Origin of the sequence: Halobacillus locisalis, from assembly GCF_013694105.1 — a bacterium.
In the GTDB taxonomy this organism is placed as follows: Bacteria; Bacillota; Bacilli; order Bacillales; family Halobacillaceae; genus Halobacillus; species Halobacillus locisalis.
Genome location: NZ_JACEFG010000002.1, coordinates 359,716 through 374,358, shown reverse-complemented (window position 1 = coordinate 374,358; position 14,643 = coordinate 359,716). Strand labels below are relative to the sequence as shown.

At 44.8% G+C, this 14,643-nt stretch carries 12 protein-coding genes; 6 read left to right on the top strand and 6 right to left on the bottom strand.

Annotated features, from left to right (window positions below; translation table 11 throughout):
* Nucleotides 1-82: 82 nt before the first annotated feature.
* From argD to H0266_RS09090, 5 genes are all read right to left on the bottom strand, one after another.
* Nucleotides 83-1,240 carry an acetylornithine transaminase gene (gene argD, locus H0266_RS09110; protein ID WP_181472092.1) on the bottom strand — a complete coding sequence of 386 codons (1,158 nt, stop codon included), beginning with the start codon at nucleotides 1,238-1,240 and terminating at the stop codon, nucleotides 83-85.
* A complete protein-coding gene (argB, locus tag H0266_RS09105; RefSeq protein ID WP_181472091.1) occupies nucleotides 1,237-2,052 on the bottom strand; it encodes an acetylglutamate kinase in 816 nt (271 codons plus the stop codon). Before argB ends, argD begins: the two co-directional genes overlap by 4 nt.
* Nucleotides 2,015-3,241, bottom strand: coding sequence for a bifunctional ornithine acetyltransferase/N-acetylglutamate synthase (gene argJ / locus H0266_RS09100; RefSeq protein WP_181472090.1), 1,227 nt, complete (start codon nucleotides 3,239-3,241; stop codon nucleotides 2,015-2,017). The genes argB and argJ overlap by 38 nt, the downstream gene beginning before the upstream one ends.
* Before the next feature lie 20 nt (nucleotides 3,242-3,261).
* A complete protein-coding gene (gene argC, locus H0266_RS09095) occupies nucleotides 3,262-4,299 on the bottom strand; it encodes an N-acetyl-gamma-glutamyl-phosphate reductase (RefSeq protein WP_181472089.1) in 1,038 nt (345 codons plus the stop codon).
* A 377-nt stretch (nucleotides 4,300-4,676) separates the two neighbouring features.
* Nucleotides 4,677-5,984, bottom strand: coding sequence for a lysine N(6)-hydroxylase/L-ornithine N(5)-oxygenase family protein (locus H0266_RS09090; RefSeq protein ID WP_181472088.1), 1,308 nt, complete (start codon nucleotides 5,982-5,984; stop codon nucleotides 4,677-4,679).
* Nucleotides 5,985-6,249: 265 nt separating this feature from the next.
* On the opposite strand from H0266_RS09090, the gene H0266_RS09085 reads away from it, so the two are divergent.
* The 5 genes from H0266_RS09085 (at nucleotide 6,250) to H0266_RS09065 (ending at nucleotide 11,567) form a co-directional block, all read left to right on the top strand.
* Nucleotides 6,250-6,618 carry a GNAT family N-acetyltransferase gene (locus tag H0266_RS09085; protein ID WP_246363842.1) on the top strand — a complete coding sequence of 123 codons (369 nt, stop codon included), beginning with the start codon at nucleotides 6,250-6,252 and terminating at the stop codon, nucleotides 6,616-6,618.
* 307 nt (nucleotides 6,619-6,925) lie between these two features.
* Nucleotides 6,926-7,942, top strand: a complete 1,017-nt coding sequence (locus tag H0266_RS09080; RefSeq protein ID WP_181472087.1) for a substrate-binding domain-containing protein — start codon at nucleotides 6,926-6,928, stop codon at nucleotides 7,940-7,942.
* A 27-nt stretch (nucleotides 7,943-7,969) separates the two neighbouring features.
* Nucleotides 7,970-9,322: an ABC transporter substrate-binding protein gene (locus tag H0266_RS09075; protein WP_181472086.1), complete on the top strand. Its 1,353-nt coding sequence runs from the start codon at nucleotides 7,970-7,972 to the stop codon at nucleotides 9,320-9,322.
* 84 nt (nucleotides 9,323-9,406) lie between these two features.
* Entirely contained in the window at nucleotides 9,407-10,723 is a 1,317-nt protein-coding gene (locus H0266_RS09070; RefSeq protein ID WP_343063244.1) for a carbohydrate ABC transporter permease, read from the top strand.
* A gap of 16 nt (nucleotides 10,724-10,739) precedes the next feature.
* Nucleotides 10,740-11,567, top strand: coding sequence for a carbohydrate ABC transporter permease (locus H0266_RS09065; protein WP_181472085.1), 828 nt, complete (start codon nucleotides 10,740-10,742; stop codon nucleotides 11,565-11,567).
* A gap of 810 nt (nucleotides 11,568-12,377) precedes the next feature.
* Here the strand turns inward: H0266_RS09065 and H0266_RS09060 are convergent.
* Nucleotides 12,378-13,088, bottom strand: a complete 711-nt coding sequence (locus H0266_RS09060; protein WP_181472084.1) for a GntR family transcriptional regulator — start codon at nucleotides 13,086-13,088, stop codon at nucleotides 12,378-12,380.
* Nucleotides 13,089-13,228: 140 nt separating this feature from the next.
* On the opposite strand from H0266_RS09060, the gene H0266_RS09055 reads away from it, so the two are divergent.
* The gene (locus H0266_RS09055) at nucleotides 13,229-14,581 is read left to right on the top strand and encodes a 6-phospho-alpha-glucosidase (RefSeq protein ID WP_181472083.1); all 1,353 of its coding nucleotides are present in this window, start codon (nucleotides 13,229-13,231) and stop codon (nucleotides 14,579-14,581) included.
* Nucleotides 14,582-14,643 lie beyond the last annotated feature (62 nt).

Below are 14,643 nucleotides of genomic sequence, written 5' to 3'. Positions count from 1 at the left end.
AATGAATTTTTATACAATGCTTTGAAAGAAAAAAGCGGTGGAAAACAAACATTAGTTTTCCCCGCTTTAGATTTATACCGTTTTATACATTTTGGAGACGTTCTTGTTCTTGCAGCACTTGTTCGATCAACACGACGGCTTTCTCGATTTCCCCATAACTTGCCGTCAAAGGGGGCAATAGGCGAAGGACGTGTGGACCGGCGACAACAGTCAGTAAGCCCTGTTCTCTTAACCTATGAACAAGATCAATCGCTTGTCCATCAATCTGCATTCCTATCATCAACCCTTTTCCACGTATCTCACGGACCATTGGCAGTGGAAGAACGGATTGTTCCAGTTTTTGCATAAAGAATTGCCCTTTAGCCTGGACCTCTTCTAAAAAGGATGGGTTAAAAATAGTCTCTACCGTAGCACAAACGGCTGCAGATGCCAGTGGATTACCACCAAACGTCGAACCGTGAGCTCCTGCTTGGAAAGAGTCGACTAGTGAGGCTTTACCTAGCATAGCCCCGACAGGAAACCCGCTTCCGAGTCCTTTCGCTGATGTTACGATATCCGGATCAAGGCCGAATAATTGGTGTGCAAAAGGTGCGCCTGTCCGCCCGATCCCTGTTTGTACTTCATCAATGATCAGCAAGGCCCCAAGCTCCTTACATTTCTGTTCAACGGACTGAAGGAAAGCCTCTGTTCCCGGTACGACACCACCTTCTCCTTGGATCACTTCGACCATAATCGCGGCGACATCGTCTCCTTCTAGTCCATTGACCGCCTCAACGTCGTTAAACGGAAGGTAGTCGAAAGTCGGCAACAAGGAGCCATAGCCTTCATGGATTTTTTCCTGTCCTGTCGCACTCATGGTAGCAAAAGTACGCCCGTGGAAGGATTGCTTGAAGGTTACGATTTTCTCTTTCTGTGTATGTTTACGGGCGAGTTTAATCGCCGCTTCATTCGCTTCGGCTCCGCTATTGCAGAAAAACACATGGTCTAAGTTGGTGGCTTCGGTCAACAACTCCGCCGCTTTCTCTTGCTGCGGAATTTGATACAAGTTCGAAACATGCCACACCTCGTCTAATTGCTTCTGCAAGGCTGCCTGTACTTCAGGAGGTCTATGGCCCAAGTTACAGACCGCAATGCCTGAAACAAAATCTAAATACTCTTTCCCTTGATTGTCCTGCACCTTCGTTCCGGAGCCGGATACAATCGTTAGCGGGAATCGGTTGTATGTTGGGAATAAACTCATTCCACACCTTCCTTTCGCTTCATCCGGATTGTCGTTCCAACCATTTGCTGGTCTTTGATCAGCGGCCTGTCTCCACTTACAATCATGACTTCTTCCAGACGCTCTGAGAGCGCTTGAGTGGCGGATTGTACTTTGGGGATCATCCCACCGTAAATCCACCCTCGTTCAATCAAGGACGCTATTTCTTCAGGCGTCGTCTCTTCGATCAACTCTCCTTGCCTTAGAATGCCGGGTACATCCGTGACAAATAATAGTTTTTCCGCACCTATCGCTTTGGCAATGGCAGCGGCGGAGACATCCGCATTGATATTCACCGTCTGCCCACTTTCCGTCTTTCCTAAAGGGGCTATGACAGGTGTGTAGCCTGCCTGAAGGCAATGATGGATGACATCAGGCTGCACATGACTCACTTCACCGACATAACCGAGACGTTCTTGGTCGATGATGGTCGCCTTCAACAATCCCGCATCCGAACCTTTTATACCTAGAGGAAGTAATCCCCGCTCTGATAGTTTGGAAGTAATGTGCCCATTTACTGTTCCGCCCAGTGTCATCTCGACTACTTCCAGCGTTTCGGCCGTCGTTTTTCGTAAGCCGTCATAAAAAACGCCTTCAATACGTAAACGATCCAGCAGTCTTGAGATCGCTGGTCCACCTCCATGAACGATGATGCAATGATAGTGATCAATCAATTCCTTGAAACTATCATAGAAATCACCGGTGAGCTGGTCCAGCATACTCCCCCCTAATTTGATGACGACGACAGGCTTGTCCTTATGTTCGGTAACTGGCATTGATTTTGACATAGTCATAAGTCAAATCGCACCCCCAAGCCGTTCCTTCTCCGTCCCCTTCGTGCAGACGGATTTCAATGACCACTTTATCATTGCTCATATCTTCTGTTGCCTGCTCTTCTGAAAAGGCACAAGGCGTCCCATCACTAAAAACGAGTTGGTCTTCGATGTAAATATCGCAGGCTTCTGGATTCACATGTGCTTCACTGTGCCCAATAGCTCCAACAATCCGGCCCCAGTTTGCATCATGACCGTACACCGCTGTTTTCACTAGACTCGATCCTACGACTTTCTTTGCAATTACACGAGCATCGTCATTGGTTTGTGCGCCCGACACGTTCACTTCGATCAATTTCGTTGCGCCTTCGCCGTCACGAGCGATCTGCTTCGCTAAGTCTTCGCAAACGAGCTGCAAGCCGTGCCGGAATGCTTCCCAATCACTATGATCTTCTGTAAGCGTGTCATGACCGGCCTTGCCGTTAGCCATCGCAAGCACCATGTCATTCGTAGACGTTTCTCCATCAACCGTAATTTGATTGAAAGAACGTTCAATCGACTGGCTGAGCGCCTTTTGTAAAACATCCGACTCTATAGCAGCATCGGTCGTAATGAAACCGAGCATCGTCGCCATATTGGGATGGATCATCCCTGACCCTTTTGCCGCTCCGCCGATCGTTACCGTTTGACCATCGATCTGCAATTGGTAACACGTACTTTTTTGACACGTGTCCGTCGTCAAGATCGCCTCTTGGAAGTATGGGGCATCTTCATTGGTAATCTCTACGTGTTCACAACCATACGTAATCTTGTCCATAGGAAGCTGTTCACCAATGACGCCCGTTGACGCCACCGCTACATAAGACTCTTGAATCTGAAAGCGATCCGCAATCATCTTTCGCATTTGATAGGCATTTTCAAGTCCTTGCTTTCCGGTACAAGCATTCGCAACCGCGCTATTGATGACAACGCTCTGAATCTTTCCACTCTCTTCGATGCTTTCCTGTGTGACTTTAAGCGGAGGTGCTTGAAAATGACTCTGTGTATAAACCGCCGCAACAGAGGCAGGCACGTCGCTCATCAATAATCCGAAGTCCCGTTTCTTGTAGCGCAATCCGCTATGAAAACCTCCAGCTTGGTATCCTCCAGGTGTTAAGATTGTTCCTCCATCCACTTTATCAACCTGAAATTGCTTCACTGTTTGAACCAAATTAACGCTCCCTTTCTGTATTAAGGATAAACTGGGAATTGAGGTAGACCCGCTGCTTCATCCAAATGGAATACTAGATTCATATTTTGAACGGCTTGACTCGCCGCTCCTTTCATCAAGTTATCAATTACCGATACAACGGTCACACGCTTCGTACGTGAATCGACCGTCAAACCGATATCACAGAAATTCGTTTGATAGACATCTTTCGTGCAGGGGAATTGGCCCTCACTTTTCACACGGACAAAAGGCTGATCAGCATAGACATCCTTGTACAAGGCGAGTAGCTCTTCCGCACTTTTCTCTTCTTTTAGTGTAAAGTAGATCGTCGCCATGATCCCTCGCGTCATGGGAACTAGATGGGTTGAAAATGTAATCGGTGTCGTCTCCTCATTCCACTGCATCAGTTGCTGTTCCACTTCTGGTATGTGCTGGTGTTGATTCACTTTGTAGATTTGGAAGTTCTCCTGCGCATGTGCGAAATGGGTCAAGGCATTGGGATTTTTCCCCGCTCCAGAAACACCAGATTTTGCGTCTACAATAATGGAACCAGGATCAGCCAGTTGCTCACTCATGACCGGGCCTAAACCGAGCAGCGTGGCCGTCGGATAACAGCCGGGATTCGAAACGACATCTGCTGAGCGAATCGCTTCTTTATTCCATTCCGGAAGTCCATACACCGCTTTTTCTAACGATGGTTCTGGTGCCGGATCTTTTTTATACCACGCCGAATAATCCGCGGAATTCTTCAAACGGAGGTCGCCGGACAAGTCGATGATTTTCGCTTTGCCGTCTTGTAATTCTGGTGTCAACCGACTGGACACGCCAGCTGGTGTCGCTAGAAAAACAACATCACACTCTTCTTTCATTTTTACAGGATCTACTTCATGAAGGGGGTGCCTCTCACGTGATTCAAATTGGGGGTAAATCGCTTCGAACTCCACACCTGCTTGGGAAGAGGAATAAAGTTTAAGTTGGTTTATTTGTGGGTGTTTCGAGAGAAGTCGAAAAAGCTCGATTCCACCGTATCCGGTTGCGCCTACAATTCCTGCTATCAATCTATATTCACCTCTATGTATATTTATAATTTACCTTGTATATTTACAATATTATTAACCCTCAGCTGGTAGATGTCAACCAATAGCTATGGATTTCGGGCAATGTTTACACATATGTCATCTATTCGAACATTTTCGACATTTTTCTTATAAGGGCCTGGTGAATAACTTGGATTCTATTTCGGACATCTAGTGGAGCCAATCGGACAAGAGTTGAGGTATTTCGGACACGTGTTTGGATTATTAGGACAGGAGACGTACGATATCGGACATTTGTTTCTTATTCGGACAAATGATGCACCTTATCGGACATTTGCTCGGCCTATTCGGACAAATGAATCCCGCACATAAAAAAAAGAACAGCCGAAGCTGCTCTCTTATACGTTAAACGATTGGAAGATACTTTTCTCATTCATTGGGTACACGTCACGTCCGACCAGGTGGTTGATGATGACTTTGTTTCGGTGTACAGATAAGCCTAAGTTGGTTGAACCTACTCCGTGCGTGTGGGAAATGCCACTGTGCACATAAATTTCACCTTCCGTATCAACCTGCTTCTCCAGACGATAATCAGCTGTCACCTTATAACGGCCCTGCTCGTCCCATTCGATGAAATCAGAGAGCTCGTGGACAAAATCAGGGACATGAGGTTTGTACCCCGTTGCGGCAATGACCACATCCGTTTCATGCGTGAACGCTTCGTGTTTTTGCCAATGGTAGCAATCGATTTCGTAGCGACCATCTGTTTTTTGTTTCAAATCGCGCACTTCACTTAACACCTGTAAACCGACGTCCAATTCTTCCTCTCCGACAGAATACTCATATAGAAGGTTGTAGATGTCATTGATCGTATGATTGCTGATTCCTTTATAATACAAGCCTTGTGTCGCGAATATTTCATCTTTACGCTCTTGAGGAAGTTGATAGAAGTAATTCACGTAATCCGGGGAGAAATGTTCCAGACTCAGCTTCGACTCCTCCATTGAAGCAAATCCGGGCGACCTGGTGATCCAGTCTAATCGGAATCCACATTCTCGTTGTTCTTTTAATAATTCCCGGAAAGTTTCGGCCGCACTTTGTCCAGACCCCACAACTGTGACAGACTTGGCTTTACGACAGCGGTCTTGGTTAGGTAGAAAGTCTGCGGTGTGAAAGACATCTTCTTCAGGGAATCCTTGGAAAGATTTCGGCATGACGGGCTTACTACCTGTGCCCATGACCAAATGCTTCGTTCGATAAACCGTTTGTTCTCCTGATTCAACATCCGTCACTTCCACTTCATAAAACTCCTGATTATCTTTGATGTGACGCAAATTGGTGACGCGCTTCCCGAACTGACAGCTATTTAATTGTTCAGCGACCCACTGACAATAATCATTGTACTCGCGGCGCGGGATATCCAAGCGTTGCAAAAAGTAAAACTGATACATTCGCTCGTTTTTACTAATATAGTTAAGAAAACTATATTTGTTTGTAGGATCAGCCATTGTAACAAGATCAGCGATGAACGGTACCTGCATCTTCGTTCCTTCAATCAACATGCCAGGATGCCAATCGAATCCTTCGTTTTGTTCAAAAAACAAACTGTCTACCTCTTCTACTTTATCTAGCAACGCAGCAAGGCTCAAGTTGAAAGGGCCTACGCCTACCCCGATAAGATCATACAATTTCTCATGTTGTTCCATCTTTTCACTGCTCCTTTTTTCTGAAAAGAGTCTCCATTCAGAAATCATTCCTCTATGTTTATGGTACCATAAAGTGAAATTTCAAGCAGTGGGGTTCTTCATCCCCCACTGCTTGTAAGTTGAACCAATCGGACCTTAACAGGCAGTTTACCCCCATCTTAACTTTTTCGGTTCATCCTAAAATCCTGAAGGGGTATTACTGCCTGTTAAGGCGGGATAACAACACAAAAAATATAATAACGTTTTCAAAGGAGTATGCGGACCAATGAAAGATTCTTTTCTTATTCAAAGAACCAAGAACCACGAAGCGTTACTCGACTATTTACTGATGGCTGATGAAAGTGAAGACGTGGTGAGGTCTTATTATGATCAAGGGGAGCTGTATGAACTCATCTACGATCATGCAACAATAGGCGCTTGTCTCATGACCTTTCCAGAGGGCGGCATAGCTGAAATTAAAAATATCGCCCTAAGTGAGGATGTAAGAGGACAAGGTCTAGGAAAAAGAACGATTGCATGGCTAGTGGACCACTATAAAGGTCGTGGGTATAAACAGTTGATTGTAGGAACATCGAATTCCAGTTTAGAAAATCTCGCTTTCTATCAAAAGCCGGATTCCGCTTCTCATCTATAGAAAGGGATTTCTTCCTCTCCTATCCTGAAACTTTTTTCGAACATGGGATCCAAGGACAAGATATGATCATTTTCGAAAAGACGCTAAATCCTTAATCCACGCCAATTGTCCTAGATGCCGAAAATAATTTTCAGAATTTTTTACAAATCCCATTGAATTTCATTCGATTATCACATATACTTTATTCAAGTTATTGAAAACGTTTTCAAAAGTCATACTTACTCCACATAATGCGTTTAGCACTTTTTTATTTCATCAATTTTGAAAACGATTTCAATAGTGGATCTGACAGAGAGGAGGTTTGATAGTGGTCACCATTGATGATGTAGCCGAGCTGGCTGGATTATCAAAATCGACAGTCTCACGCGTCATCAACCATTACCCTCATGTTTCTCAAGAAAAGAAACAAAAAGTATTCGAGGCGATGGAAAAGCTAGGCTACGTCCCGAACTCATCGGCACGAAGTTTGCGTAATAAGAAAACAAAAATGATTGCTGTGATTGTACCGAGATTGATGAACCCATTCTTCGGCCAGCTCGTGGAATCCATGGAAGTAGCAGCCAACCAGTCCGGTTACCAGTTACTGATCTGCCAAACGATGTACTCTCAAGAAACGGAGCTTGGACATCTTGAGCTTCTGAAAACGAAGCAGGTTGATGGCATTATTATGGCTTCACTGGAGAACGACTGGAGCACCATTTCTGAATACTTAACTTATGGCCCTTTGATCATGTGTAACGAATTTGACGAATCCGCTGATATTCCGATTATCAAACTTGACCAGATCCATGGCGGCTATATGGCGACAAAACATCTCTTACGCCAAGGACATCGTAAAATCGCCTATTGTTCTGGAGGCTATAAGAGCATGGTCGCCAATCATCGAAAGCTCGGTTTCGATAAAGCATTAGCTGAGCATGGAATCCCTTTTCAAGATGCGTACGGTTTTTATAATGCCTATACGATTGAGAATGGAATGGAAGTATTCAAACAAATTCATGCCATGAAAGACCCGCCGACAGCTGTCTTTACAGGAAGTGATGAAGTGGCAGCGGGAATCATTGCCGGAGCACGAGAATACGGCGTGACGATTCCGAACGAATTATCCGTCATCGGCTTCGACAATCAAGTCATCTCGAAGATTACCGAACCAAAGATTTCAACGGTTGAGCAACCTATTGAACAGATGGCTCAAAAGGCTGTGCACGTGCTGGTTGATAAGATTAATGACCAGAAACCCTTGATTAGAGAGCGTTATGAACTTCCATTGGAGCTCATCATTCGTGAGTCCACTGTCGGAGGTCCCTTACGCGCTGTAGAATAAATCTTTATTAAACCAGGAGGTTATGTAATGAAAGCAAAGTATTGGTTACTTTCCCTAATGTTGTTGGTCGTTGTAGCATTGGCTGCTTGTAGTGGTGGCGATGATGGAACGTCTGGTGAAGGCGATGGAGGAACAGATGAAGGAACAGAAGAAACTGACGGTGACACTGGTGAATCAGCTGGTGAAGGTGAATCCTCTGATGAAGTGGTTGAACTCGTTTATGCCCGTGGACAAGATTCTACGAAGGCTTCTGAAATGTTAATTCAAGAGTTCAATGACACGCACCCGAACATTAACGTAACATTCCGTGAGATGCCGTCCGATACTGGTCAGCAACACGATGCTTACGTAACGATGTTGAACGCTGAGTCTTCTGAGATCGACGTTATGGACTTAGATGTTGTATGGCCTGCAGAATTCGCACAAGCAGGATACGTTCTAGAATTGGATCGTTTCCTACAACGTGACGGAATCGAAACAAGCGATTACAACCAAGGTGCTCTATCCGCTGCTCAATTCAACGGAAAAACTTGGGCGATGCCTAAATTCATCGATGCTGGAATGCTTTTCTATCGTACAGATCTAGTCGGTGAAGGCGAAGTTCCACAAACTTGGGACGATTTGATGTCTTCTGCTTCTTCCCTTCAAGGTGAAGGTGGAACAGAATTCGGTTACTTGATGCAAGCAAAGCAGTATGAAGGTCTTGTCTGTAACGCTGTTGAGTTCATCGCTTCTTACGGCGGAACGATTCTTGATGAAAACGGTGATGTAGCTGTTAACAGTCCTGAAACAATCAAAGGGATTTCTAAACTTGTAGAAGTAGCGACTTCTGACTTTGTACCAGGAAACATCAACACGTTCACAGAAGTTGAATCTCACACGGCATTCATTGAAGGTCAATCTCCATACATTCGTAACTGGCCTTACCAATGGAACCTTGCGAACGATGAAGAACAGTCTGAAATTGCTGGTAACGTAGGTGTAGCTCCACTACCTGAAGGTGATGCTGGAAGCGCAGCTGCCCTTGGTGGTTGGATGTCTGCCATCAACAAATATTCTGAGCACAAAGAAGAGGCTTGGGAGTTCGTTAAATTCATGACGGGTCCTGAAGGTCAGAAGATCTCTGCCATCCATGGTGGTCTAGCTCCGACACTTCCTGCTCTATTTGAAGACGAAGAAATCCTAGAAGCGAACCCATTCTTCACACAAGAAGGATTCCAGAACGCTCTTGAAGGTGCAGTATCCCGCCCTGTAGCACCGAACTATCCTGAGGTTTCTGAAGTCATTCAAATCAATGTATCTAAAGCAATCGCTGGTGAATTGACACCAGAAGAAGCTGTAGCAGCCATGGAAGAAGAACTAAAAGCTGTCATGCAGTAAGTCTCTACACTCTGATTTAGCCTTCAGGTCGATCTATGGAACCTGGGGGCTAAATCCCCTTTTGGCATAAAGGAGGAACTATTCGTGGCAAAAAAGACGTTAAATGATTCATTGAAAAAAGAAAGACGGCTTGGGTATTTATTGGTTGCCCCTTCTTTAATTTTAATCTTAGCGATTGCCATTTGGCCCGTTATCCAGTCATTTTACTTCAGTTTATTCGATTACCAACTAAACGACCCTCAAAAGTCGAGCATTCATCTAGATTATAACTTAGATTTAGAACGATACTTAAATAACCAACCCTTCTTACTTACCGCGCTAGATAATGAAATAGAAGTCGCCCCACCTGAAGTGGATGAGGTGCTGGAAGACATCAAGTCGAACGTGGTGTCTTATGATGACCAACTTTTAGAAAAAGAAGGCATCGAGGAACCCTATAATGAAGTGAATGAAATACTATTCAACTTTGAAGTACCTAGTGAAGAGCTGAAATTAGTCACAATCGATAGTTCCTTTGGCGAAGATTTTGAGCAAACCTTTGAACAGGTTGAAGAGCGTCTCGTAGAGTTAGAGTCAGAAGACGCCTTACAAAACGCCGACCGTCTTACTGGACTTGCCAGTGGACTCAATGAAAGTATCATTCGACCGAACTTCATCGGTGTCTCACACTACGCCAATAACTTAACAGACGTGCGACTGTGGCGATCACTTGGAAATACGTTTGTATTTACATTCGTCTCCGTCGGATTTGAGCTTGTATTAGGTATGGCCATTGCTTTATTGATTAACAAAGCCTTCTTTGGTCGAGGACTCGTGCGAGCATCGATTCTTATTCCGTGGGCGATTCCGACAGCCGTTTCCGCTATGATGTGGAAGTACTTGTACGATGGTCAAAACGGAATTATTGCAAAATTCTTTGCTGAAATCGGAATTATTGAAAATATGAGTGTGCTGCTGACAACGCCTGTCGGGGCGATGGCATCCGTCATTCTTACCGACGTCTGGAAAACGACACCTTACATGGCGCTATTATTACTTGCCGGCCTTCAAACAATCCCGTCTTCTCTATATGAAGCGGCTTCGATTGATGGGGCGAGCAAATGGAAGCAGTTCATCAACATTACGCTACCACTTATCAAATCTAGTATTCTAGTTGCCCTGTTGTTCCGTACGCTGGATGCTTTCCGCGTCTTTGACTTGATTTATGTACTGACCGGTGGTGGACCGGCGAACTCCACAGAAGTCATCTCGCTACTCGCCTATAAGGTCATGTTCCAACAAACCAACTTCGGTGAAGGGTCAGCCTTAGCGGTTATCGTATTTATCTGTGTAGCGATCATTTCGTCGATTTACATTAAATTCTTGGGATCCGACTTACTCGGTGACGGAGTTAAAAAATAAAGGAGTGAGAGAATAGATGCAGAAAAAAGCAGGTGTAGGATTTTACGTATTCTTAGTGATCTTTGTCTTCGTCATCATGTTCCCGTTCCTTTGGATTCTCTTAAGCTCCGTCAAACCGTTATCTGAGCTTTTTGGAGACCAAGCGTTCACATGGTTCACAAGCAACCCTACGATTCAAAGTTATATTTCCGTGTTCACGATTCGCCCGTTCCATTTATACCTTTGGAACAGCCTAGTCGTAGCAACCGTGACAACGGTATATACCGTATTTGTAGCTGCCTTTGCAGCGTACGCTATTGCACGCTTACGATTTAGAGGAAAAGCGATCATTCTAGGTGTCGTGTTGTCTGTATCGATGTTTCCACAGATTGCAACGATCTCCCCGATCTATATATTCTTAAGAAATATCGGCCTGACAAACAGTCACTTAGGATTGATCATCCCTTATACAACATTCGCTTTACCATTATCCATTTGGTTGTTGGTTACCTTCTTCCGCAAAATTCCGTTCGACCTTGAAGAATCAGCGAAGATGGATGGTGCATCTATGATGCAGACGTATTTCCGTATCATCCTTCCGCTTGCTGTGCCGGGTATTTTTACCACAGCGATTCTTGTATTCATCGCTGCTTGGAATGAATTCCTCTTCGCCCTCGTCATTAACACAGCGGAAGATTACAAAACCGTTCCTGTCGGGATCGGGATGTTCCAAGGACAGTACACGATTCCTTGGGGAGAGATATCGGCTGCGACGGTTATCGTTACGATACCGCTCGTCATCATGGTTCTGCTCTTCCAACGCCGAATCGTTTCTGGTTTGACTTCTGGTGCGGTAAAAGAATAGACACGAAAAAAAGGAAACCCTCTGCGGTTTCCTTTTTCTTTTCAATCGGCTTTGTTATGGGTTGTCGTTATTATTGTAACTTTTTCACTATAATCCCTCATTATTCAATCTATATATTCAAGATAATCCCCCTTATCTTGAAGACTTGAAGGTGAGGTGTTTGGGTCCTCTACTGAAGTAAGAAAAGGGCGTGGTGGGAAATGACTCGCTTTCCTGCGGGAGCCTCCTCGGTCGTTGACACTCCCTGTGGGGTCTCGCCTTGTTCCTTCTCCCGCGGGAGTCTCGCCATTTCCCACCACACCCGTCCAAATATAGTTAGTCGGACCATTCATTGATGAAAAGAAGCACGTCTGACTGAATAGGCTAAGTAAATGTCCGATAAATTGCCATTCTTGTCCGAATCGTAAGGAAATGACCGATATAGAGGATCACTTGTCCTGATTGAGCAGAAGATGTCTGAAATCGTGCATCTGTTGTCCTGATTGCTTAGGTAAATGTCCGGATTGGGGTGCGTTCATCCAATACATCCCCCTGGAGTCGCATTGTTCACGGACTCCAGGGGGGTGATTTCGAGAGACTATTTTGGCAAGGGGAGATGGGGAACGGGGAGACTCCTGTGGGATTAAGTGGGACAGCTGAGACCCCACAGAGCTTTAGCTCGAGGAGGCTCAGCGCCCGCCCCACGGAAAGCGACTCGTTCCCCATCTCCCCCGTCCTCAATACAAAAGTCTCGAAATTGAGTGTTCAACATTACTGCCCTATTCTTGAACAATCATAGTAATAAATCAAGAGAATTACCTGCTTCAGCTTTTATGGGCGAGATGCTCTTAAAGTGAACTTATACTCATCACTCTTGAAATGATTCTCACTATATTCGAATACCGTCCCATCCTCAAATACGCTATAGGATTGAATTTTTAAAATCGGAGTATCCACATTAACCGTCAGCGCCTCAGCAATATCCTCACTCGGAAGAACCGGAATGACTTCTTGGAAACTATCCTTGATCTTCTTCCCAACTTCTTTTTCAATATAGTCATACTTGGAACCGGTCATAATTTGATAAGACAAGTTCGGAAAAAGATTGACTGGCAAATACGTATCTTCGAGTACGTAAGGAACCTCATCTACCAAACGCTGACGCCTTACATAAAAAACTTTTTCATTATCAGATAGCTTCAGTTTCCGCTGAACATGATCTGGCGGATGAATCAGCTGAAAGTCCAATACTCGGTTTACCGGTTCCTTGCTTAAACTGCGCATTTCTTCTGTAAAACTGATGAGTTCAAAAATATTGTGCTCGATCTTCTGCTCTTTAACGTACGTACCGCTCCCCTGGATTTTTTCTAATAACCCCTCTTCCACAAGCACTTTAATGGCTTGCCGCACAGTGACTCTGGACGCCTCATACTTCTCTGACAAGTGGAGCTCAGCTGGAATTGAATCGCCTTGCTTCCATTGGCCCGATTCTATTTCCTTTTTGATTTGTTGTGCAATCCTTCTATATAAAGGAGATCCCATAGTACATCCTCCTGTGTGTGTCGATAGTCTTAGTATAACAAAGATATAAAATAACATGTTGACGCTTACATGAATATGTATTATATTTGTATCAACAAATTATTAATACAAATATAATACCTTTATGGAGGTCATACAATATGAAAAAGCAAAACCTAGTCGTAGTAGGCGGCGGTAGTACGTACACAATCGGAATGATTATGAGCTTAATCGCTGAAAAAGATCAGTTTCCGTTGAAATCCATCACATTTTATGACACGAATTCAGAACGTCAAGAAAAGATCGCCAAAGCTTCTGAAATCATCTTACGTGAAAAATACCCTGAGCTGGAAAGCTTCTCATACACGACGGATAAAAAAGAAGCCTTAACGAATGCGGATTTCGTTTTTGTTCAAATCCGTACAGGCGGTCTTGCGATGCGTGAGAAAGACGAACAGATTCCACTCCAATATAGTGCGGTCGGACAGGAAACGTGCGGACCTGGTGGAATGGCTTACGGACTTCGCTCCATCGGCGATATGATCGAACTCGTCAACGACATCCGTCACTATTCACCGGATGCATGGATCCTCAACTATACGAACCCAGCAGCTATCGTTGCGGAAGCACTTCGTCGTGAGTTCCCTGAAGATAAGAAGCTCTTGAACATTTGTGATATGCCTGCAGCCATCATGGTCAGCTACGCCGGCATTCTAGGAAAAGATGTTTTCGACCTTGTGCCCGAATACTTCGGTCTGAATCACTTTGGTTGGTTTACGAAGATTCTCGACAAAGACGGAAACGATCACACGAACACGATAAAAAGGGCGATCACGGAAGACGGATTCATCCCGGAAGACGCTGAAATCGCAAACGATCCATCATGGATCAAGACATTCAAACAAGTCGAGCGGATGGTTACCGACTTCCCTGAATATTTACCGAATACGTACTTGCAATATTATCTCTATCCTTCAGAAATGGTGGAAAAAGAAGAGCCGACCAATACCCGCGCTCGTCAAGTGATCAATGGTCGTGAAGCTCGCGTACACCAGCTAGCCGACCAAATCATAGCTGATGACACAACAGCTAATGTGGAACTCGAAGTAGACATTCATGGTCGCTATATGATTCGTGTAGCCGCTTCAATGGCGTATAACAATGGGGACATCTTCATCGTAATGGTGGAAAATAACGGCACGATTGCTAACTTACCTGACGATGCGATGGTGGAAGTGCCAGCGATGATTACGAACCGCGGACCAAAACCATTCGCTGTTGGGCATATCTCCACATTCTATAAAGGCCTGATCGAAGGACAACTAGGCTATGAGAAGCTTGTGGTAGATGCCTACTATGAGAACAGTTATGAAAAAGCGCTTCAAGCACTCACGCTTAACCGCACAGTCGTTGATGCTCCACGCGCTCGCCAAATTCTTGATGACATGATCGAAGCGAATAAAGATTTCTGGCCTGAACTTCATAAAAACAAGCAGTTGGTCACTCAATCGTAACCGGTCACACCCGGACCTCGGTCCGGGCTTTTCTTGAACGATTACGAAAGCGTTTCCTTAAA

Coding starts and splice junctions, on each gene's coding strand:
- H0266_RS09075 (WP_181472086.1), top strand. CDS start 7,970: ATGAAAGCAAAGTATTGGTTACTTTCCCTAATGTTGTTGGTCGTTGTA.
- H0266_RS09060 (WP_181472084.1), bottom strand. CDS start 13,088: ATGGGATCTCCTTTATATAGAAGGATTGCACAACAAATCAAAAAGGAA.
- H0266_RS09090 (WP_181472088.1), bottom strand. CDS start 5,984: ATGGAACAACATGAGAAATTGTATGATCTTATCGGGGTAGGCGTAGGC.
- argD (WP_181472092.1), bottom strand. CDS start 1,240: ATGAGTTTATTCCCAACATACAACCGATTCCCGCTAACGATTGTATCC.
- H0266_RS09065 (WP_181472085.1), top strand. CDS start 10,740: ATGCAGAAAAAAGCAGGTGTAGGATTTTACGTATTCTTAGTGATCTTT.
- argB (WP_181472091.1), bottom strand. CDS start 2,052: ATGACTATGTCAAAATCAATGCCAGTTACCGAACATAAGGACAAGCCT.
- H0266_RS09055 (WP_181472083.1), top strand. CDS start 13,229: ATGAAAAAGCAAAACCTAGTCGTAGTAGGCGGCGGTAGTACGTACACA.
- H0266_RS09085 (WP_246363842.1), top strand. CDS start 6,250: ATGAAAGATTCTTTTCTTATTCAAAGAACCAAGAACCACGAAGCGTTA.